Origin of the sequence: Halomonas sp. SS10-MC5, assembly GCF_015992245.1 — a bacterium.
In the GTDB taxonomy this organism is placed as follows: Bacteria; Pseudomonadota; Gammaproteobacteria; order Pseudomonadales; family Halomonadaceae; genus Halomonas; species Halomonas sulfidoxydans.
Map to the genome: position 1 here is coordinate 2,647,503 of NZ_CP065435.1, position 21,219 is coordinate 2,668,721.

The 21,219-nt window shown below is 63.9% G+C and carries 16 protein-coding genes; 10 read left to right on the plus strand and 6 right to left on the minus strand.

The genetic code is table 11. The features are described 5' to 3' along the window. Positions 1 to 3 precede the first annotated feature (3 nt). The 5 genes from fliS to I4484_RS12370 all read right to left on the minus strand — a co-directional run bounded on the left by fliS (position 4) and on the right by I4484_RS12370 (position 8,135). Positions 4 to 423, minus strand: a complete 420-nt coding sequence (fliS, locus tag I4484_RS12350) for a flagellar export chaperone FliS (RefSeq protein WP_197447589.1) — start codon at positions 421 to 423, stop codon at positions 4 to 6. Between the two features lie 171 nt (positions 424 to 594). Further along, positions 595 to 2,280: an HD domain-containing phosphohydrolase gene (locus I4484_RS12355; protein ID WP_197447590.1), complete on the minus strand. Its 1,686-nt coding sequence runs from the start codon at positions 2,278 to 2,280 to the stop codon at positions 595 to 597. A gap of 29 nt (positions 2,281 to 2,309) precedes the next feature. Then, positions 2,310 to 6,341 (minus strand): EAL domain-containing protein, encoded by a 4,032-nt coding sequence (locus tag I4484_RS12360; protein ID WP_234283463.1) that lies wholly within the window; start codon positions 6,339 to 6,341, stop codon positions 2,310 to 2,312. A gap of 157 nt (positions 6,342 to 6,498) precedes the next feature. Then, positions 6,499 to 7,719: a diguanylate cyclase gene (locus I4484_RS12365; protein WP_197447591.1), complete on the minus strand. Its 1,221-nt coding sequence runs from the start codon at positions 7,717 to 7,719 to the stop codon at positions 6,499 to 6,501. A 185-nt stretch (positions 7,720 to 7,904) separates the two neighbouring features. Beyond that, the gene (locus I4484_RS12370) at positions 7,905 to 8,135 is read right to left on the minus strand and encodes a DUF2835 domain-containing protein (protein WP_197447592.1); all 231 of its coding nucleotides are present in this window, start codon (positions 8,133 to 8,135) and stop codon (positions 7,905 to 7,907) included. Between the two features lie 150 nt (positions 8,136 to 8,285). Between I4484_RS12370 and I4484_RS12375 the strand changes: the two genes are divergently transcribed. From I4484_RS12375 to I4484_RS12420, 10 genes are all read left to right on the plus strand, one after another. Next, entirely contained in the window at positions 8,286 to 8,786 is a 501-nt protein-coding gene (locus I4484_RS12375; RefSeq protein ID WP_197447593.1) for a hypothetical protein, read from the plus strand. A 704-nt stretch (positions 8,787 to 9,490) separates the two neighbouring features. Beyond that, a complete protein-coding gene (locus tag I4484_RS12380; RefSeq protein WP_197447594.1) occupies positions 9,491 to 10,489 on the plus strand; it encodes a TRAP transporter substrate-binding protein in 999 nt (332 codons plus the stop codon). A gap of 59 nt (positions 10,490 to 10,548) precedes the next feature. Further along, complete coding sequence (locus I4484_RS12385) at positions 10,549 to 11,061, plus strand: TRAP transporter small permease (protein ID WP_197447595.1); 513 nt, start codon at positions 10,549 to 10,551, stop codon at positions 11,059 to 11,061. A 2-nt stretch (positions 11,062 to 11,063) separates the two neighbouring features. Further along, a complete protein-coding gene (locus I4484_RS12390) occupies positions 11,064 to 12,332 on the plus strand; it encodes a TRAP transporter large permease (RefSeq protein ID WP_197447596.1) in 1,269 nt (422 codons plus the stop codon). Between the two features lie 34 nt (positions 12,333 to 12,366). Further along, positions 12,367 to 13,140, plus strand: coding sequence for an SDR family oxidoreductase (locus I4484_RS12395; protein ID WP_197447597.1), 774 nt, complete (start codon positions 12,367 to 12,369; stop codon positions 13,138 to 13,140). Positions 13,141 to 13,158: 18 nt separating this feature from the next. Further along, on the plus strand, positions 13,159 to 14,094 hold the full coding sequence (locus I4484_RS12400; RefSeq protein ID WP_197447598.1) for a 3-hydroxyacyl-CoA dehydrogenase: 936 nt from the start codon (positions 13,159 to 13,161) through the stop codon (positions 14,092 to 14,094). Between the two features lie 29 nt (positions 14,095 to 14,123). After that, entirely contained in the window at positions 14,124 to 15,056 is a 933-nt protein-coding gene (locus tag I4484_RS12405; protein WP_197447599.1) for a 3-keto-5-aminohexanoate cleavage protein, read from the plus strand. 12 nt (positions 15,057 to 15,068) lie between these two features. Next, entirely contained in the window at positions 15,069 to 15,587 is a 519-nt protein-coding gene (locus tag I4484_RS12410; RefSeq protein WP_197447600.1) for a gamma carbonic anhydrase family protein, read from the plus strand. Between the two features lie 80 nt (positions 15,588 to 15,667). Then, positions 15,668 to 16,693, plus strand: coding sequence for a LacI family DNA-binding transcriptional regulator (locus tag I4484_RS12415; RefSeq protein WP_197447601.1), 1,026 nt, complete (start codon positions 15,668 to 15,670; stop codon positions 16,691 to 16,693). 13 nt (positions 16,694 to 16,706) lie between these two features. Further along, complete coding sequence (locus I4484_RS12420) at positions 16,707 to 17,852, plus strand: glycerate kinase (protein ID WP_197447602.1); 1,146 nt, start codon at positions 16,707 to 16,709, stop codon at positions 17,850 to 17,852. Between the two features lie 171 nt (positions 17,853 to 18,023). Here the strand turns inward: I4484_RS12420 and I4484_RS12425 are convergent, their stop codons facing one another. Then, positions 18,024 to 20,528 carry an MraY family glycosyltransferase gene (locus tag I4484_RS12425; RefSeq protein WP_197447603.1) on the minus strand — a complete coding sequence of 835 codons (2,505 nt, stop codon included), beginning with the start codon at positions 20,526 to 20,528 and terminating at the stop codon, positions 18,024 to 18,026. Positions 20,529 to 21,219: the final 691 nt, after the last annotated feature.

Genomic DNA, 21,219 nt, shown 5'->3' on the forward strand with positions numbered 1-21,219 from the left:
ATCTCAGCCTTGCGCTCCTGCGCTACCGATCTCCCGCCACGCCGAGGCAATATCGTCCAGCAGCTTCTCGGCCTGGTCGAGGCTCTCCTGATCACTGTGCAGGTTGGCCGCCAGCAGCAGCCGACCGACGTAGTCGTAAAGCGAGCCCAGCCGATCGGCAATCTCGCCCCCTTTTTCAATGTCCAGCGCTGCCAGCAGCCCATTATTGACGATGTCGAGCGCCTTGGAGATGGCCTTGCCCTTCTCCACGGTATTGCCCGCCTGCATGTGGATGCGCGCCGCGCGGATGGCGCTCAGGGCACCGTCGAACAGCATCACGATCAGTTGATGCGGCGAGGCGGACATCACGGCGCTCTCGACGCCAACCCTGGCATAGGCACCGGCACCTCGTCCGTAAGCGGCAGCTCCTCGCATGGTACTCATGGGTCGTTCTCCGAAAAATCGTGGCGGCGAAACGGTCACGATGGCGATATGGCATTTTACGGATAGTTTGGCAGGCTTCGCGCCAACGGTTCCTGTGAAAAGCCCGCGACCTTGGGGTTATTTCCTGTTATCGGCGCGAAGCGCGTCGACTTTAGCCACGCATCGGAGCACTCACGTCGAGACGGGCACCTCTTCGACCATTTCTCCCAGGCGCGACGTGACATCCCCGCGCAGTACTTCCCCGAGCGCGTCTCCAGGCGGAGCCACCTGCTCGGTCAGCTGTACCTGGAAGGGCTTGCCCTGCTGGTCGAGCCGCTGCACCCAGGCCAACGCGCCGCCGGAGAAACGCACCAGCGAGCCCACCGGGCGCAGCCCGAAGCGCTGCACGTATCGCTTCACCCAGCGCGGGTCGAACTGGCCGGGTGACTTGAGCAGATGCCGGTATACCGCGTCGATGCGCCAGGCGGGGCGGTCGGAGCGGTCGCGCCGCATGGCATCCACCACGTCCACCACCGCACTCATGCGGGCCAGCTCGGGCAAGCCTTCGCTCGTTGCCCCCGCCGGGTAACCGCTGCCATCGAGGCGTTCGTTGATGCCACCCACGACCGCACTCACGACCCCCGCCGCCAGCCATTGGCAACTGCCCAGCCGCTGCTTCAGCAGCATCACGTGCTCGTGGAGGCGAGCCCGCGCTTCTGGCCCCAGCGATTCGGCGGCCAGCAAGCCGGGGGGCAGCAGCCCCTTGCCCAGGTCATGCACCATGGCGCTGGCAGCCAGCGCCTTGCGTACGTCCCGCGGCACCGAGCCGCTGTTAGCCAGGGCCAGCACATGTACGGCAACCCCAAGCCCATGGCGGACCAGTAGTGGCTCCTGCCCCAGGCAACGAGTGGCGAACAGCAGCGCCTCGATGTCCTCCTCGGCCAGTTGGAGCAGCATGTCGGCATGGCGCGAGAGTTGAACCGAGTCGATCTCGTCACCCTGCTGCAGCTCGAGCAGTTGGGCATCGAGGTAGCCTGCCACCCGTGCCAGCCGACGCGCCATCGGTGTCGGGTAGGCCTGCAGGTTGCGCCTGCCGACCGGGGCCGAGGCGCCTGCCGACTGGCTCTGAAACAGCATCGAGGGCAGGCGGCCGACATCGGCATCATCGCCGTAACGCGACGACTCGCGCTCGATCTCGCGAACGAAGAACCACAGCTTGCGCTCCTGCTCGGCGGTACACTTCTCGAACTGGAACCCTACTCTCAGGGTCTGGCGATCGCTATCCGCCACCGTGTGGCGCGGCACCGCCTGTACCGTGAAGCGCGTATCGTTGGGAAAGCAAAGCTCTACCTCGACCAGCACGGCCTCGGCCAGCAGCGCAGCGGCCGAGGCGGGCAGTTCCAACTGACAGCCCTGCTGGGAGAGATCCTTGAGGTCCCCTTGCACTGCGGTCTCGCCCTCGGCACCGCGCACGATGGCGCCGACTTCCATGCCCAGTCGCAGGCGGGCACGAAAGGACTCGCGCCGCTGCAGTTCTTCGAGATAGTGAGGATATTCGCAATGACACTGCACTCGCCCCCCCGCCGTCTCGACCTGCCGCGACTTGAGCGCCGGCGTGCGGATCATCTTGCCCTGCACCTGCCCCAGCAGGCGAAAGCCGACCCCACGCTTGAGCTCACCCACGATTTCGCGAACGGCGGTGATATCGAGCAGAAGGGATTGCGGCGCCGCCTGCTCCATCACTACCACCGGCATGGGCGTGCTGTCGGGCTTGTCAAGCAGCAGTGAAGCTCCGCCGGGCTGGATCAACCGCTCCAGCAGCGCCTCGATCTCGCTCGGGCTCCCCACTCGAAGAAATTCGTCCTGAACCTGCGCCATCCTCGCTATCCCGCCCCTTCGGTAATGGTTTAGTGGTTATCGTCTGGCCACGACTGGGCCCCGGCCGTGAGCGCCTCACCGTCGAGCGGTATCGACAGGCTGTCACCTTGTCCGGGCACCGCGCCTCGTTGCGTCAAGTAGGCCTTAAGCTTTTCGAGAGGCATCGGGCGGGCAAAGAAGAAGCCCTGGAAGACGTCGCAGCCGTGCGCCGCCAGGAAGTCGCGCTGCGCCGCTTCCTCGATGCCTTCGGCCACTACCAGCAGCCCCAGGTGATGGGCCATGGAGATGATACCCTGCACGATGGCGCTGTCGTGGCGATTGACGGTGACGTCACGAACGAAGCTGCGGTCGATCTTGATCTTACCGATGGGCAGCTGCTTCAAGTAGCTCAAGCTCGAGAAGCCGGTGCCGAAGTCATCGATGGACACCTCCACTCCCATGTCACGCAGACGATGCAGCGTCTCGACGGCCGCCGCGGTATCGCTCATCAGGATGCCCTCGGTGAGCTCAAGCTCGAGGCAGTCCGGCGACAGGCCGGTTTCCAGCAGCGCCTGCTGCAGGTTGCTCAGGAAATTGGCGCGGCGGAACTGCAGCGGTGAGAGGTTGACCGAGACGCGATAGCGGCCGTACCCCTTGGCGGCCAACCGACACATGTCACGGCACGCCTGGCGCAGCACCCATTCGCTGATCGGCCCGATCTGGCCGGTGTCCTCGGCCAGCGGAATGAACAGCCCCGGCGAAAGGTACCCCTTGACCGGATGCTTCCAGCGTACCAGCGCCTCGAAGCCGACCACCTGCCCGCCCTGTGCGGCGAGCAGGGGCTGGTAGTGCAGTTCGAAGTTCTCGGCCTCGATCGCTTCCTGCAAGTCGTTGCGCAGCGCCATGCGCTCGCTCACTTCGTCATTGATATCGCTGGTGAAACACTCCCAGGCGTTGCGCCCCTTCTGCTTGGCTCGGTACATCGCCATGTCGGCCTGCTGGATCAGCTCGACGGGATTTTCCAGCTCCTTGCGAAGGAAGGCGATGCCCACGCTGGCGCCGATGTAGAGTTCGTGCTCGCCAACCCGATACGGGCGTCCGATACAGGGAAGCAGCCTCTCGACCAGGCGGATGGCATCCTCTTCGCGCTCCAGCTCGGGCAGCAGGATGACGAACTCATCGCTGCCGAAGCGGGCCAGCGTATCGCCCGGGTCGAGCTCATCCGCCAGGCGCTGGGCGGCCTGGATCAAGACCTGGTCGCCCACTTCGTGGCCGAGGCTGTCGTTGATCGGCTTGAAATCATCCAGGTCGAGGAACAGTACCGCCAGGTGACACCCGTGCCGCTGGGCGAGCAGCACATCGTGCATCAGGTGATCCTCGAACAGCGAGCGGTTGGCCAGCCCCGTCAGCGCATCGTGACTGGCGTGATAGGAAAGCTTCGCCTCGTAGGACTTGCGCTCGGAAATGTCGTGCTGGATGCCGATGAAATGCGTCACGACGCCCTCGTCGTCCCGCACCGGCGCCAGGTAGAGATTGTTCCAGAACGGTGTGCCATCCTTGCGGTAGTTGCACAGCGTGACGTTGATTTCGCGCTGTTCGGCAATAGCCTGCCTCAACTGCGCCATGGCCTGGGTATCGGTATCGTTGCCCTGCAAGAAGCGCCCGTTGCGCCCCAACACCTCGTCGCGGCGGTAGCCGGTGATACGCTCGAACGCCTCGTTGACGTAGATGATGGGATTATTGGGCTGCCGGGCGTCGCTGATGATGATGCCGTTGATGCTGGCCTCGACGCTGCGCTGCAGGATGCGGAGCTCCGTCTCGCGGCGGTGCCGCTCCGTCATGTCCTTGGCAATGCCGTAAAAGCCGATGATGCGGTCGTTGACCACGATGGGAAGGTTGGTCACGTCCAGATAGACGCTGCGCGCCTCGCGATGCGCGATGGTGACCGTATAGCGGAATGCCTCGCCCTTGTCGGCATCGCGATAGAGGGCAGCGACACGCTCACGGTCGTCCGACTCCACCAGCTTCGAGAAATGCAAGCCGATCAGTTGCTTCAGGGCGTAGCCTGTCACGCTGCTGCAGGCCGCATTGGCCGTGGTGAAATGCCCCTCCAGGTCGAGCGAGAAAACCGCGTCGGGATGGTAGGTGAACATCGAACGGTAGCGCTGCTCGTTCTCTTTCAGCGCTCGACGGTTACGCTCGCGCTCCACCGCCAGCGAGACCAGTTCGGCCGCCTCGATCACACGCCGGCGGTCGCTCCGCGCAGGCTCGCCCGGCCGCTGATAGTAAATGGCGAAGGTGCCCAACAGCTGCTGGTTGCTGCCGACCACCGGATAGGACCAGCAGGCCCTCAGGCCATGGCGAGCCGTCAGCGCATGGTAACCGACCCAGCGCGGATCGTTGGCCAGGTCGGCGCATATCACGAAGTCACGAAGGTATGCCGCACGGCCGCAGGCACCGTTGTCAGGGCCTATCGTCACCTCCCCGATCGCCTCGCAGTAGGCTTGCGGCAGGCTGACGCTGTACAGTCGCTCCAGCCGTTGCTGCGCCTCGTCGCAGAGCATGATCGACGCGATGCCACCCGGCACCTGGGCCTCGACGATCCGGCAGATCGCCTTCAGCGTATCCTCCAGAGGCTGGTCCCGCGCAATCAGTGTCTGTACGCGCTGCTGTGCCCTCAGGTGACGCTGGGTGCGCGCCAGGGCCAGCGAACGGCGCCGGCCCAGGCCGGCCATGCCGAGACTGAAGGCCAACAGATAGCTCATGACCAACCCGCCCACGGCGACGCCCAACGGCATCAGCCCCGTCAGGCTGGCCCTCTGCGGACCGGCATCGTGGATGCGCATCTTCATGGCCGCGCCGCCCGGCAGCATCACCAGGCCACGTCTGAGCTCCACCCCCTCGATATCCTGGCGGTGGTTGATCGGCAACAGGCTCTCATCACTCTGCAACGAGAGGCGCAGTGGGGTGACCAGCGTATTCACCTCTTCGCGAAACAGGCGCGTGAGATCGAGCACGGCGATCAGCTTGCCATGGGCGGGAGGCGACAGCGGTACGGAGACCAGGGCAAGCTCGGGGTGCGCTTCGTCCGGCAGCACCCAGCGTGGGTAGGGGCCACCCACCGCCAGCCAGTCCAGCAGCCAATCGTGTTTCGTCACCCAGCCGGCGAGTCGAAAATCGCCTTTTTCCCGCCCCCAGCGAAGCTGCTCGTCGAGCCCGGACTGCCAGTGGAGCGCCACCAGGCTCGGCATGTCGCGAAAGTAGCCATCGACCTCCACTTCCCGATATCGCCGGGGCGGCAGGCCGCCAAACTCGACCCAGCGCTCCGCCATGCGCTGGATCTCGCGCTGCTTGTTGTCCACCACACGCTCGGCGCTGACCTTGAAGGTGAAGAACAGCTCCGCGGCGTGCTGCTGCCTGGCATCGTACTGCTGCATGGTAAGCGCATACCAGGCAATGCCGCTGGCCAGCACTCCGCCAGTCAAGGCCAGGATCATCCCGCGATTCAGCGTGAGCACCACGCTCGGGTGCCGTGCCATCAGCATCATGGCCGTACCGCTCAGCAGCGCGGGCAAGGCGATGAAAGGCGTTGCGAAGGCGCTATCCCAGGGGCCGATGTCCAGCAGGTCGGGCCGCAGCCCCGCCACTACGCTCACTCCCCCCACCAGGCACAGGCCAGCCCCTCCAAGCCACCAGGACAAGCGGGCGCGCACCGAGCGATTGCCCGCCATCAGGCAGGCGGCAACGATCAGCACCGCGACGCTGGTCATCGGCGTCAGCGGTGGCTGCCCGAACGTGAACGCCTCGCCAAACGCGGAAGCCAGCCATGCCAGCAGCGGCGCATAAAGGCCGATCGGCAGCAGCAGTGCCCCACAGAGCTGGGCCAACGGCACCCTGCTCACAAGCGTCGCCAACAGCCCTCCGCCAACCAGCACCATGATGGGCAGGCTGATGCCGGGCGGCTGCCACTCGACCGGGAGCTGCCAAGTGGCCAGGCCGTTGACGATGCCCATGACCAGCAGCAACACCGGCACCAGCACCAGCCAGGCATGGAGCGCCACTTGCTGAGAATTGTTGGGCATTCGGTCCCCACTCGCTAATTTCCCTGAGAGGGTTATCGGCAGCGAGCCGGAAGACTTGAGGAGTTCGGCGAGGGTCGTGCAGATCGCCAGGCGTGGCCACAGGATCGCCGTGCAGGGGCCGGCCATGGCCTGCCACTGAACTCATGGACCTGCGGGCTCAAGCGTCGCTTGGGTCCAGCGCGGCCACCACCTGGTTACGCCCCTCCCGCTTGGCCCGGTAGAGCGCTTCGTCGGCCCGCTTGAGTGCCTCCTGCGCCGGCTCGTCCTGCGCCAGGCGGGTCACGCCGATGCTGGTCGTGACGGGTATGGGCTCGCCAGCGTGGCCGTGAAACTCGGTCTCCTCCACGGCATGCCGAATGCGCTCGGCGACTTCCAGCGCCCTGGCCTGGCCGCTGCCGACCAGGATGATGACGAATTCCTCGCCCCCATAGCGCGCGACACAATCGTGACGGCGCGTCTGGTGCTCCAGCAGCTCGGCAAACTGGCACAGCACGCTATCGCCAGCCGAGTGGCCGTAGCTGTCGTTGATACGCTTGAAATGGTCGAGGTCCGCCAGCAGGAGCGAACAGGGTACGCTGCCGAGACTATCCTGCCCTTCGATGTCACGCTGCCAGGCCTGGACCTTCTCCAGATGTACCTCCAGCGCACCGCGGTTGTAGAGCCCGGTCAGCGGGTCGTGCGTGGCCTGGCGATAGAGCCGCAGCAGCAGGCTGAGCTGAAAGTGGTTGGCCGCCAGCGACACCAGCAACAGGCTGGAGAGCAGCCAGACGCTCTCCAGCCCGCGGCCGCTCATCCAGCTCCCGTCGTTCACCTGCGAGAATGCCAGCAGCCCGAGCATGGCAAGGCCGGCCGCGAGCGATTCGATGAGGGTGAAGGGAAAGACGCTCAGCGCCGCCACCAGCAGGAAGGGGATGAACCCATACCCCACCAGGTTGCGTAGCTGCTCCGCCGGCAGCATGACCAGCACGAACAGGTAGAACCCCGCCGGCAGGGCCAGCAGCATGCCGGCGCAGAAGCGGATGCGCCAGATCCGCTCGCGGCTGCAATAAGCCAGCACCAGCACGGCCACCAGCCCCAGCAGCAGCCCCACCCTTCCCGCCAGGGTCAGGTACAGCAGCTCGCTCGGCAGCACCAGGGCATCCACCACGATCCACAACGGCGAGAGCAGCGCGAAGATGAGCGCCAGGGCCAGCACGCGGCTGCGCAGGTAGCGCGCATGGGCGAAAGCGAAGTCCCGCGAGTGGTGGCGGCTGCTCAGGGTATCGCGCAGGGCGCTCAAGCCGACGAACAGCTCATGCCCCACTTCGGGCGGCTCGGCCAGTGCATCCAGGCGCCGGCTATGGAACTCACGAGGCTCACGCGACTTGCTCAAGAGCATGGTAGGGCCTTGTCGTATGGCCGCACTTCCTGATGGCCGGTAACGGAGATGCCGCACGCCTGCCTGAACGGAGGGTAACTGTGCAGCTTCGTCGTTATATCAGAGCAAGCTCACGGTAACGAGCCCGAAAGACTCGATATGCGACGAACATCGTGCCATTTCATTGCCATTTCAATGCGCATGCATCATGCGAACCGATCCAGACGTGCGATCGATCGGAAGCGCCCCTCCGGCGTGAAGCAGAGGCGAAAGACGCCATGCACGCCATCCCGGCTCACCACGTGGCGCAGCGCCTCGGCAGGGAACGCCACGCGCCGGCCATCCAGGCTCATGGCCAGCACCTGCCCCACCCTGCCCTGGTAATGGGCGAGGCAGGCCTCGGCGGACAGCTTCAACACGACATCGACACTCGGCATGTGTTTCAACCGGCCCAGTGGGTTGCGTTTAAAGGTGGCGACCCCGCGGTGCGCATCAGCGACTTCTCATTCACTAGCTTCGCGCTTATTCTACGCGTCACACGATACCAACGATAAGAGCCCCGCGCTCAACCACGCAGGAACGTCACCTTGAACACAGTTGCTCTTTTCCGCGCCCCCCTGGTGGGCGGCGCCGTGATCGTAGGCACGGCCCTTTCACTCGCTACGGTCCAGGCGCAGGAGCCGGACTGGACCGCCGAGCCCAGCTACGGCAGCCACCACCTTTCCGCCGGCTTCACCCCCGACCCCTGGGTACAGAGCCTGCAGGCGGGCGGCTCCACGCCGGTGAGTGCCAAACTGGGCCCGAACTGCACCGGCTACATCATGGCCAGCGCCCCGGACATCGACCTGCACTACACCGCCGGCAGCATGCCGCTCTACATCACGGTCACTTCCAGCGCCGATACCACCCTGGTCGTCAATGCGCCCGATGGACGCTGGTACTGCAACGACGACTTCAGCGGTCTCGATCCCGTGGTCATGTTCCAGAACCCGCCCAGCGGCATGTACAACGTCTGGGTGGGCGTGCACGGCAGCGACCAGATGCAGCCGGCCACGCTCAAGATCACCGAGCTGAATCCTGCCAACTGAAGCGTGTCCCCTCCCGGGCGAAGATGCCAATAAAACTGCTGTCTTAACGCCATGCTGCAAGCCCAAAGGGAGGGGGCCATGCCCTGCTCAAGCCTCAGTAACGGCCTATCTCCCCGCCACCCTTCCCTCATTGCAGCCGGTATATCTATTTGGCAGTCAGGCCGCAGGCGACATAACGCCCGGCAGTGATGTGGGTCTGGCACCTCTTTTACTCACTGCGCTGACGGCAGAGCAGCGCTGGCAGTTGAGCGGTGAGCTGGCATAGTTCCGTTAGAGCAGTTTCTGCTTGGGTGACTTCGACCATCCCGCCATGACAGGAGGGCCCCGCCTCTCCCGCCACCAAGGCAGCCGGGCGATTCCCACCAGCTTCCAGCCAGACCCATTTTCATATTGGCTTCACCTGGGCCCTCTTCAGGCTCGCCCGCCCCGGGTGAAGCCCCGCCCATCAGATCGATCTTAAAGTTTAACGAATACGTATTCACTCTCTACTACTAAAGTATATTTACTTTAATTTCAAATAGTTATTAAGAACAGGTTTGGCAATGAACCTACCATCCATTGCATACGTATGCGCTATCACCTAGAACAACCCCTGGGCTTGGCCTTTTGGTTGGATACCGGCTGTTGAGCCCACATCGACTCAGGTAACAGACCACAACGATAACGCGCCCAGCGCTAACGCTGGCTTCATCAGGAGTTTTTTCATGAACCGCTTGCAGACCAAGTCCCTACCCCTCACCTCCTTGGCAGCCGCCGTCGCTCTGGCCACATCAACTTCCGCTCTTGCCGAGCCAGAGCGTGTCATCGACGTCAGCCTCCCGCTGGGCCCCGAATCCCAGCAGGGTGTAGGCATTCTCAAGTTTGGCGAGGAGCTCGAACGCCTCTCGGGCGGCCGTCTGGCTATCGAGCCCCATTACGACAATGCCCTTGGGGCCGAGCGAGAGGTCGTCGAGGGCATGGGGATGGGCATGATCGACGCCGGCATCACCTCGACCGGCCCCATGGGGGGGTTCGTCGACGAGTTCATGCTCTTCGATCTTCCGTATGTCTTCGAGAACCACGAGCATGCCTACGCCTTCCTGGATAGCGAGCATGGCGAAGAGCTTGCTCGACTGGCCGAAGAGGGCATGAACGTCAAGTTCCTGGCGTGGATGGAGAACGGCTTCCGCCACAACACCAACTCGGTGCGTCCGCTCGAACATCCCAGCGACCTGGAAGGTATCAACCACCGCACCCAGGAAAGCCGCGTGCAGGTCGATACCTGGGAAGCGCTGGGTGCCAATGCCACCCCCATGGCCTGGACCGAGGTCTACACTGCGCTTCAGCAGGGCGTGATGGATAGCCAGGAGAACCCTCTGGCGACCATCTACGATGTCAATTTCTATGAAGTTCAGGATTACCTGAACATGACCCAGCACGTCTACTCTCCGGCGCCCCTGATGATGAGCCTGGACCTTTTCAACTCCTTCAGCGAGGAAGACCAGGCCATCATCCTGGAAGCGGCCCAAATCGCGTTGCCCGTCCAGCGTGAAACCAGCCAGGAACTCGAGCAGCGCTACCTCGGTGAACTCGAGGAACTGGGCATGACCGTGACCCACCCCGATCTCGAACCGTTCCGCGAGGCTGTCCGCCCCGTCATCGACGAATGGGCCCCCACCGTCGGCGAGGACCTTGTCGACGCTGCCCTCAACTACGAGTACTGAGCCCCACGGCGCCCGCAGGCTGAAGCCCTGCGGGCGCCATGCTGACGCATGAGGCGCCCATGAAGACCTATCTATTGCTGGCCAATAGGGCCATCGACCAGTTTAACCGCCTGATTGGCTGGGGGCTGGCCGCACTCCTGCTGGTGATGACCGTGCTCATCTTCTGGCAGGTATTTGCCCGATTCGTGATAGGAAAACCTCTGTTCTTCTCCGATGAGATTGCCCGCTTTGCCATGCTCTGGCTCACCTTCATCGGGGCCGGTTACGCCTATCGCAGGGGCGCGCTGATCTCCGTGGATATCGTGCTGGAATATGCAGGAAAGACGTTGGGCTGCCTGCTGCGGATCGCCATTATCCTGTGTTCGGCGCTATTCGCTTTCATCATGGTCAAGTACGGGCTGGATATCGTGGAACGCGTCTCGAGCCAGACCGCTCCCAGCACCCGGATTTCCATGATGTGGCCCTACCTTGCGGTGCCCGTGGGTGGCGTCGTCATTCTGATCAACAGCGTGGGGCTGCTGATCGATGAAGCACTCGGCAAACCGTACAGCCCTAAACAGGAGGTGAACTGACCATGGCACTGCTCCTGTTCCTGGTATTGATTTCCCTGTTCCTCATCGGCGTCCCCATCGCCTTTTCGCTCGGCCTGGCTTCTGCCGTGACCGTATGGCATGGCGACCTGATGCCGATGCTGGTCATCGCCCAGCAGCTCATCGCCTCGGTGAACTCCTTCCCGCTGATGGCGATCCCGTTCTTCATCCTGGCAGGCTACCTGATGCAAGGGGGAGGCATCTCCCAGCGCCTGGTCGATTTCTCCAATACGCTGGTCGGCAGCATGACGGGGGGCCTGGCCATGGTCGCCATCGTCACCTCGCTGTTTTTCGCCGCCATCTCCGGGTCTGGGGCGGCGACTACCGCGGCGATCGGCTCCATCCTGATCCCTGCCATGCTGGCCAAGGGCTACCCCGGCGGCTACGCCGCCGCCAACCAGGCCGCCTCCGGCGCCCTCGGCGTGATCATTCCTCCCAGCATCCCGCTGATACTCTATGGCATCGCCGCCAACGTCTCGGTGGGCGACATGTTCATCGCCGGCATCCTGCCGGGCGTTCTGGTCACCTTGACGCTGCTGCTCTTCGCCTACTTCTTCGCCAAGGCCAACGGCCTGGGAGGCAACGAAAAGAGCTCCTTCAAGGACATCCTCCGGGCCGGGCGGAAAGCCATTCTGGCAATCCTGATGCCGATCATCATTCTGGGGGGCATCTATGGCGGTATCTTTACGCCGACCGAAGCCGCGGTGGTGGCGGTTGCCTACTCCTTCCTGATCGGTTTCGTCATCTACCGAGAAATCAAGCTCGCCAGCCTGGTGGGCATCCTCAAGCAATCGGCAGTCACCACCGCGGTGGTGCTCAGCATCATCGGCGCCGCAGGGCTCTACGGTCGCATCCTGCAGCGCTTGAGGGTGCCAAACATGATTTCCGATTTCGTGATCTCGGCCATCGACAGCCCGCTGTTGTTCATTATCCTGGCCAACCTCCTGCTGCTGGTGGCCGGCATGTTCATCGAGGCGGCCGCGGCGATCCTGATCTTCGTGCCGATCCTGCTGCCTATTGCCATCGGCTTCGGCTTCGACCCGGTTCACTTCGGCATCATCATGGTGGTCAACCTGGCCATGGGCATGTTCACGCCGCCGGTCGGCCTCAACCTGTTCGTTGCGTCCCAGATCACCAACATCGGCATTGCCCGGCTCACCTGGGCCGTCATGCCCTTCGTCGGCATCGTGCTCATCAACCTGCTGATCATCAGCCTGCTGCCCTTCCTTTCCACCTGGCTGCCTTCGTTGTAAGCCCTACCCAGGTCAACCTGACTAGGAGAGACCCATGAACGTCGTTGAAAGCCTGGCGCCTCGCCATGGCCTCAGAGTCCTGATCACCGCCGGCGCCAACGGCATCGGCCTGGCCATTGCCAAGGCCTTCCAGGAAGCAGGGGGGCGGGTGCACGTCTGCGATATCGACGCCCAGGCCTTGGCCGCGCTGCCCGAGGGCATCACGCACACCCAGGCCGATGTCAGCCAGGAAGCGGATGTCGAGCGGCTGTTCCAGGACGCCGCCGCCCTGGGCGGGCTCGATGTGGTGGTCAACAACGCCGGAATTGCCGGCCCCACCGCGAGCATCGACGAGATTGATGACGAAAGCTGGCACCGCACCATCGACATCAACCTCAACGGCCAGTACCGCGTCGCGCATCGCGCCGCCCCACTCCTGCGCAAGAGCCACGGCCTACTGATCAACCTGGCCTCGGTCGCCGGCCGCCTGGGCTTTGCCTATCGCACGCCCTATGCCGCCAGCAAATGGGCCGTCGTCGGACTGACCAAGAGCCTGGCCTGCGAACTCGGCCCCGAGGGGGTACGGGTCAATGCCATCCTGCCCGGCATCGTGCGCGGTCCACGCATCGAAAAGGTCATCGAGGATCGTGCCGCCAAACGGGGCATCAGCTATGCCGAGATGGAGAAGGAAAATCTCTCCAAGATCTCCATGCGCCGCATGGTGGAGCCCACCGACATCGCGGCCATGGCGCTTTTCCTGTCGGCGCCGGGCGGCGCCAACATCTCGGGCCAGGCGCTGAGCGTCTGCGCCAACGTCGAATCCCTGTGACGGCAAAAGGAGCCCTACATGACAGCTCGAATAGGTATCGTGGGCGCCGGCCTGATCGGTCGTGCCTGGGCCATCGTCTTCGCCCGATCCGGCATGTCCGTTTCTCTCTATGACGTGGACGCAGGCGCCCTGGACAAGGCGCGGGAGGCCATCCGCCAATCCCTCACTGACCTCCAGCAGGCCGGCCTGATCGAGGACGTGGGCGCCCCACTGGCACGTATCCAGACACAAAGCGACCTGACGCAAGCCATGGCAGGTGTCGAGTACGTCCAGGAGTGCGGCCCGGAGAACGTCGAGGCCAAGCGGCGCATCTATGCCGACCTGGAAGCAGTGGTAGCCAGCGATACCGTGCTGGCCAGTTCCACCTCGGGCATAGCCGCCTCGCAGTTCACCGACCACCTGAGCCACCCGGAGCGCTGCCTGGTCGCGCATCCGGTGAACCCGCCCTACCTGATCCCGCTGGTCGAGGTCGCCCCCGCGCCCACCACATCGCAAGCCGCGGTCAACCGCACCATGCGCCTGATGGAGCAGGCCAACCAGGCCCCCATCCTGGTGCGCAAGGAGATCCAGGGGTTCATCCTCAACCGCCTGCAGGGCGCCCTGCTCAACGAGGCGCTGCGCCTGTTCCGAGATGGCTACGTCTCCGCCGAGGATCTCGACAAGACCGTCAAGCATGGATTGGGGCTGCGCTGGTCGTTCATGGGGCCCTTCGAGACCATCGACCTCAATGCGCCCTCCGGGGTGGTCGACTACGGCCAGCGCTACGGCCCCTTGTACCGCGACGTCGATCGCCAGCGCGGCGGTGACGATCCGTGGGAAACCACGAACCTCGCCGCACTGGGCGAAGCGCGCCGCGAGCAGCTGCCGAGCGACGGGCTCGCCGAGCGACAAGCCTGGCGCGACCGCCGCCTCATGGCGCTGATGGCCCACCAGCGCCTCCTTTCCGCTTCCTGACAGCCGCCAACCACGAGGAGACACACACCATGGCGAACAAACACAAGGTCATCATTACCTGCGCCGTAACCGGCGCCATTCATACCCCTTCCATGTCACCGCACCTGCCGGTCACCCCGGAGGAGATCGCCGAAGCGGGCATCGCCGCGGCCGAGGCCGGCGCCTCAATTCTTCACCTTCACGCCAGGGACCCCGAGAACGGCAAGCCCACGCAGGACCCCGCCGTCTTCGAACGCTTCCTGCCGCGTATCAAGGCTTCCACCGACGCGGTCATCAACCTCACCACCGGTGGCAGCCCGCACATGACCGTGGAAGAACGCATGCGCCCCGCCATGGAGTTCAAGCCGGAGCTCGCCTCGATGAACATGGGCTCGATCAACTTCGGTCTATTCCCCATGCTCAATCGCTACGACAGCTTCCAGCACGAGTGGGAGCGCGCCCACCTGGAGAACAGCCGCGACCTGGTGTTCAAGAATACCTTCGCCGACATCGAGACAGCGATGACGCTAGGCGGCAAGAACGGCACACGCTTCGAGTGCGAGTGCTACGATATCGGCCACCTCTACAGCCTGCGCAACGTGATGGATCGCGGCATCGTGGGGGGACGCATCTTCGTGCAGAGCGTGTTCGGCATTCTGGGCGGCATCGGCCCGCATCCGGAAGACGTGATGCATATGCGCCGCACCGCCAACCGGCTGTTCGGCAATGAGTATGAGTGGTCAGTGCTGGGTGCCGGCAGCAGCCAGATGCGCATTGCCGCTCAGGCGGCGGCCATGGGGGGTCACGTTCGCGTGGGGCTGGAGGACTCCTTGTGGCTCGCCCCGGGCAAGCTGGCCGAAAGCAATGCCAGCCAGGTGAGAAAGGTGCGTGAGATCCTCGAGGGGCTCTCCTTCGAGATTGCGACGCCCGATGAAGCGCGCGACATGCTGCAGCTGAAAGGTGCCGACAAGGTCGGCTTCTAAGGAGATTGGCTTATGCCCCTTTACCGACTCGAAGGCCATGCCCCCGAGATCGACCCTTCCGCCATGGTGTTGAACGAAGCCACCCTGATCGGAAACGTCCACCTGGACCGTGAGGTCACCGTTTGGCCGGGTGCCGTGCTGCGCGGCGATAATGAGCCGATTACCGTGGGCGCCGGCAGCAACCTGCAGGATGGCTGTGTGGTGCATACCGACCCGGGCCACCCGGTCGTCATCGGCCGTCAGGTCACCGTTGGGCACCTGGCCATGTTGCATGGCTGCCGCATCGGCGACGGTGTATTGGTCGGCATGAACGCCACGCTGCTCAACGGCGCCGAGATTGGCGAACACTGCATCATCGGGGCCGGTGCCCTGATCACCTCGGGCAAGAAGTTCCCACCGCGTTCACTTATCGTCGGCAGCCCCGCCAAGGTGGTCAGGGAATTGACCGATGAAGAAGTCCAGGGGGCGCTGGACAACAGTGCCGTCTACGTGAAGAAGATTCATCAGTATCAGTCTCTGGAGAAGCTATGAGCGCAGGGTCGGGCAAGACACGCTCTACGATTCTGGTGATCCGCTGCTTGTGATCTGCCCGGCTCCTGAGAGAGTGATGCATGAAAAGAAAATCCGTAACCTCCCGTGATGTGGCCAAGTTGGCTGGGGTGTCCCAATCGGCAGTAAGTCGCAGTTTTTCCTCCGACGCCAAGGTGGCGGAGAAGACACGCAAGAAGGTGATGGCAGCGGCCAGGGAGCTGGGGTACCGCCCCAACTCGATCGCTCGCTCGCTGATCACCCGCTCCAGTCGCACCATTGCCGTGGTGACTTACAGCCTCGACAACCCTTTCTATGCCTTCATGCTGGAAAAGGCGTCACGGTTCTTTCAGCAGCAGGGGTATCACCTGCTGCTGTTCTTTGCTCCCTCAGATAGGGGGTTCGACACCGTTATCGACGAAATCATCAGGAGCCAGGTCGAGGGCGTACTGTTGTTGGCCATCACCCTCGACAACGCCCAGGCAGAGGAAGTGGCCGATTTCGGGATACCCGTGGTGATCATCAACCGTACCGTGAACTATGCGGGGATCAGCCAAGTCGGCAGCGACAACTTCAGCGGCGGGTACTGGGCCGGTCAACACCTCGCCTCCCTTGGCCATCGCCGCATCGCCTATCTGGCGGGGCTGCCCGACTCCTCCACCGACCACCAGCGACATGCCGGCTTTATCGAAGGGCTTGCCACCATGGGTGCAGCCTGCCACGCGTCGGAGGTGGGCAACTACCGCTACACGGATGCCTGTGATGCCACGCGGCGCCTGTTTGCCGCGAAATCGCCGCCGGATGCACTGTTCTGTGCGAACGACGTGATGGCGATTGCCGCGATGGAAACCATGCGTCATGAATTCGGCCTGATGGTGCCGAATGACGTCTCGGTCATCGGTTTCGACGATGTGCCGATGGCGAGCTGGCCCAGCCACTCCCTGACCACCCTGCAACAGCCCGTCGACCAGATGATCATGAAAGCCACGGAGCTGCTGATGGGACAAATCCACCAGACAGACACCATACCGGAGCACGTCACTTTGCCCGTCACGCCAAAGCTACGCAGCAGTACCCAGCGTTTGGCGCGCGGCACCGAGGAACATTGAGAGGAGCAGCAGTGTGAATATCCTACTTGCGCCGGATAGCTACAAGGACGCCCTGCCGGCACGTAAGGCCGCCAACGCCATGGCGACTGGCATACAGCGTGCCTCGCCAAAGGCGCAGTGGGATGAATGCCCCATGGGCGATGGTGGGGAAGGAACGCTCGATGCGCTGATCGTCTCGACGCAGGCACAGCGGCGTTACCAGATGGTACAGGATGCCTTGGGGCGAGCCTGCCAGGCAGCATGGGGTTGGCATGCCGCCACTCGCACGGCGTATATCGAGCTGGCCGAGGCCAGTGGCCTGCAGCGACTGACGCCCTCGGAGCGCACGGCAATGCATACCTCTACCCATGGCGTGGGTGAGTTGATGCTTGCCGCCCTCGACGAAGGCGCCGAGCGCCTGGTACTCATGCTCGGCGGTAGTGCGACCAACGATGCAGGGGCCGGTATGCTGCAAGCCCTGGGCGCCAGACTGCTGGATGACCGAGGCCAGCCATTGCCGCCCGGCGGAGCGGCGTTGCTCGACCTGGCCCGAGTGGAGCTCGACGGGCTGGATCCGCGCCTGGCCAGCGTGAGCGTTGAAACGGCTGTGGATGTCGATAACCCCCTTCTCGGCGAGCGAGGGGCCACAGCCGTGTTCGGGCCCCAGAAAGGCGCCAATGAGGAGGATGTGGCCCGATTGGAAGCTGCGCTGGCGAACTTCGCCGACAAGGTAGTCAAGGCCCTGGGGGAGGATTACCGCGAAATGCCCGGTGCGGGAGCGGCGGGTGGGATGGGCTTCGCCGCGCGCGCGTTTCTGGGAGCCGAGCTGCGCCCGGGTATCGAGCTGGTGATGGACCAGGTGGGATTTCGGCAAAGATTGGCAGGCGCCGACCTGGTCATCACAGGCGAGGGAAGGCTGGATGGACAGAGCCTGTCCGGCAAGACACCGATTGGCATTGCTCGCCGTGCACGAGACGCTGGGGTTCCGGTCGTCGTGCTGGCGGGCAGCCTCGGCGAAGGCTGGCAGTTGGCCTACCGAGAGGGCGTCACGGCGGCGCTCGCCCTCGCCGATGGACCCATGGCGCTGGAGGAAGCCCTGGCGCGCTGTGCCGAGCTGCTGGCGGACCGCACCGAAAACGTGGTGCGCTTGTTTGATGCACTACCGGCCCGCTCTTTCTGACATCTGCACTGCAACGGCCCGACCTGTGTCGGCAACTCTCAGGTTATGCACTGCCGATAGCCGAGCTTCAAACGCAGACAACCCAGCCATGGGTCGGGCTGCTCAATCTTGCTATGGGCCATCAAACAGTAGGCCTCGAAGGCGGCTTCCCTCCGCCTGCCCCGAGGAGCGCTAGCGTCTTTCCGCGCTTTCCAGTGGCACGTATGGCTCGAATTCGCGTTGGTCAGATTCGTCCAGCGGCTTCACCTTCCCGTGGGCGGTGGCGGCAAACCACGCCTGCTTGTCCGCCTGGGTACGCCGCATGCTGATCCAGCACTGATGGAAAGCCGCCGTGGCGCCGCACGCCACCAGCAGCACCACCAGGGCCAGGGAGCCCGGGTCACGAAGCGGCACCGCCAGAAAGAACATGGTGACCACGGCCGCCGCACAGTTGAGCAGCGCGATGGCCCACGCTGCCGGCCAGATCTTGTGCACCGCCACCAGCACCACGGCGCGGATCAACATCAGCGTGACACCCACGAACCCCAGCACCCCCACCAGGCCGAAGCCCGCGGCGATCCCGGCGTAGAGCGAATGAAAACCCTGGTAACCCTTGAGCCACAGGCCGACATCCCCCGGCGCCATGCTACCGGTGCCGAACAGCAGGCTGCCCTGCCACTCGTTCCACGCCTGCGCCCAGAGCATCAGCCGTTCGGTACTGCCGGGATGAATGACGTGTGCCGTGGCGACCTCACCCTGCAGGGTCAGCACGATGGCCTGCAGAGGATGGTAAAGGCCTTCCACCAGGGTGCGATTCCCGCTGACCAACCCCTGCCAGGTCACCAGCCCCACCAGCAGCGTCAGCAGCAGGGTCAAGGTGCCCACCAGGCCGAACTGTCGGCTGCGGTAGATCCCCATCATCAGCGTGATCCCCGCGAAGCAGAACACGCCCACCATGGCGCCAATCCAGCCCGTGGCGTAACCGCTGGCTACCAGCACCACCAGCACCGGCACGCACATCAGCAGCGCCGCGCCCACCTGGTAGGTGGGCCGCCAGCCGATCCCCAGGCGCTGCACGCCGGAAAACAGCATGGCCAGCAGAATCAGGAAGCCGTTGCTGGCGAGAAAGCCGGTCTGCGAGGGGTTACCCCAGGCGTGAGGATTGGAGAGCACGCCGCTGCCCAGGCGCGGCCAATCAGCATGCAGCACGAACGAGGCGATGCCGCCCAGCAGGAACAGCGTGAAGAGCCACGGCCACTGCAAACGCAGCTGGGCCAGCCACCAGCCGATGGGAATACTGACAACACCGGTAATCAGCACCAGCGGCAGCCAATCCGGCGACACCGGCACGGCCCCGCCCGCCTCCAACGTTCGCACCAGCACATAGCCGCCCAGCGCCAGGCTGGCCCAAAACAGCGGCAGCCGGGTGGCATCGCGCAGGAAGGCCGGCAGCGCGAAGAGCGTGGCGAGCAGCACCAGGCCTGCCCCCAGCGCACTGAACCAGGGGTTCAGCGTCAGCGTGAACAGCGCCAGATAGAGCCCTGCCAGCGCCAGGCGGCGGCGCCACCCGCCGACCAGCGGCCGGGTACGCAGCATTACGCCATCAGCCTGGGCGCGCACCAGAATGGCCGGCCCCTGTGGCGTGGCGTACAGGCGCCGCAAGGCCTTGCTGGTCCGCCAGGCGTGGCGGATGAACACGTAGTGCGCCACCGCCACGCCGATCAGGCCCAGCAGCATCAGCAGATCGGGCACGCCCAGCAGCGAGCCCACCACCCCCACGGCCCCGAGCACCGCCGTCATGCTCATCAGCGCCAGGGTCGCCGAACCCGGCAAGAACCCCGCGCGCAGGAAGATATGGTGCAGATGTTCGCGATCGGCCGCGAAGGGGCTGCGCCCCTTGCGGATGCGGCGGATCATCAGGCTCAGCGTATCCATGACAGGCATCACCAGGATCCAGCCATAGGCAACGGGGCCGAGCACCGCCTGCTCATACTGTGAGAGTTCGATCACGAACCAGGCAATGGCGAAACCCAGCGCCATGCTGCCGGCATCGCCCATGAACACGCTGGCCCGCTTGCGCCAAGGGTGGCGCATGTTGAAGAACAAGAACCCCACCACCGCTGCCGCCAGCGAGGCGATGACCACCAGCAGCGAGAGCTGGCCCTGCACCGCGGCGATGATGCCAAGCCAGCTCAGCATGACCAGCACCGTGCCACCCGCCAGGCCGTCGATGCCATCCATCATGTTCACTGCATTGATCAGCCCCGCCACCGCGAACACCGTGACCGGCACGGCTAGCCACCCCAGCTGTACCGCCCCCACCACGGGGAACTCGCCGAGCGTGGTCACCACCTGGCCCCCCCACACCACCATCAGCACGGCGGCCAGCAGCTGCACGCCCAGCTTGACGGTGCTGCGCATGTCGCGGGCATCGTCGATCACCCCGCAGGCCACCAGCAACGCCATGCCGGCAAACAGCGGCACATATACGCTCTGCACACCCGGCAGAAAAGGCTGCACCAGCAAGAAACCGATGAAGACCCCAAGCCCACCGGTCAGCGGCACCACCCCCTGATGCTGCTTGCGCCCCCCTGGCCTGTCGGCCAACCCCACTGCGGCAGCAGGACGCCGCAATACGGCAATGGCCAGGGCCGACAGCCCCATGGCCAAGAGCGGAATGAAACTCCATGGATCCATAAAACTCCCTACGCATTAATTATCGCCATGGCGTGGCCGCGCTTTCTGTGAAGCGCTGAACCCCGCATGGCTTATTCTTGATGATCGAAACCCTTGCTATTAAGTTATTGTTATCTGAAGTGACGCACGCAGAAAAAGCGCAGGACAGTAGGGGCAGGGAACACACATGAAAACTTTAACATTATGAATGAAATGGCCCTCCGGACCAGTAGCTAAACTCTCACCAGACCGACCAAGTGTACCGGATCGTGAGTATGAAACGTCAGCAGTACAGCAGTGACTTCAAGGCCAAGGTAGCCCTCGCAGCCCAGAAGATAGAAGAGACGACCACCTCGTGTTGGCCGCTCGCTCAGGGTGCCCCCCTTTCATGGTGAGACAGCGGAAGCGCGGGCTGCTGACAACTCCGCTGGACTCTACGTGGGCGTCAGCGACAGGGAAGCCCAAAAGAGCCAGGAGCTGGTCGACAACCTTTATCGCGAAATCAATAAGCGGAAAATAAAGGAACGGGATTCTATCACGAAGGCTCGAGCGTTGAGCCGGGTGCAGCGCCTAGCCAGGTCCGGCGGCCGTTTTATTTTCTGGGCATCAGCCGCTTAGCGCTTGATAATTACTTCGTCAGGCACATTCGGGAGCGGTACCAAGAAGTATTGGATGATGGAATAACCGTTGAGGCGTGCTTTCTTCCACCACT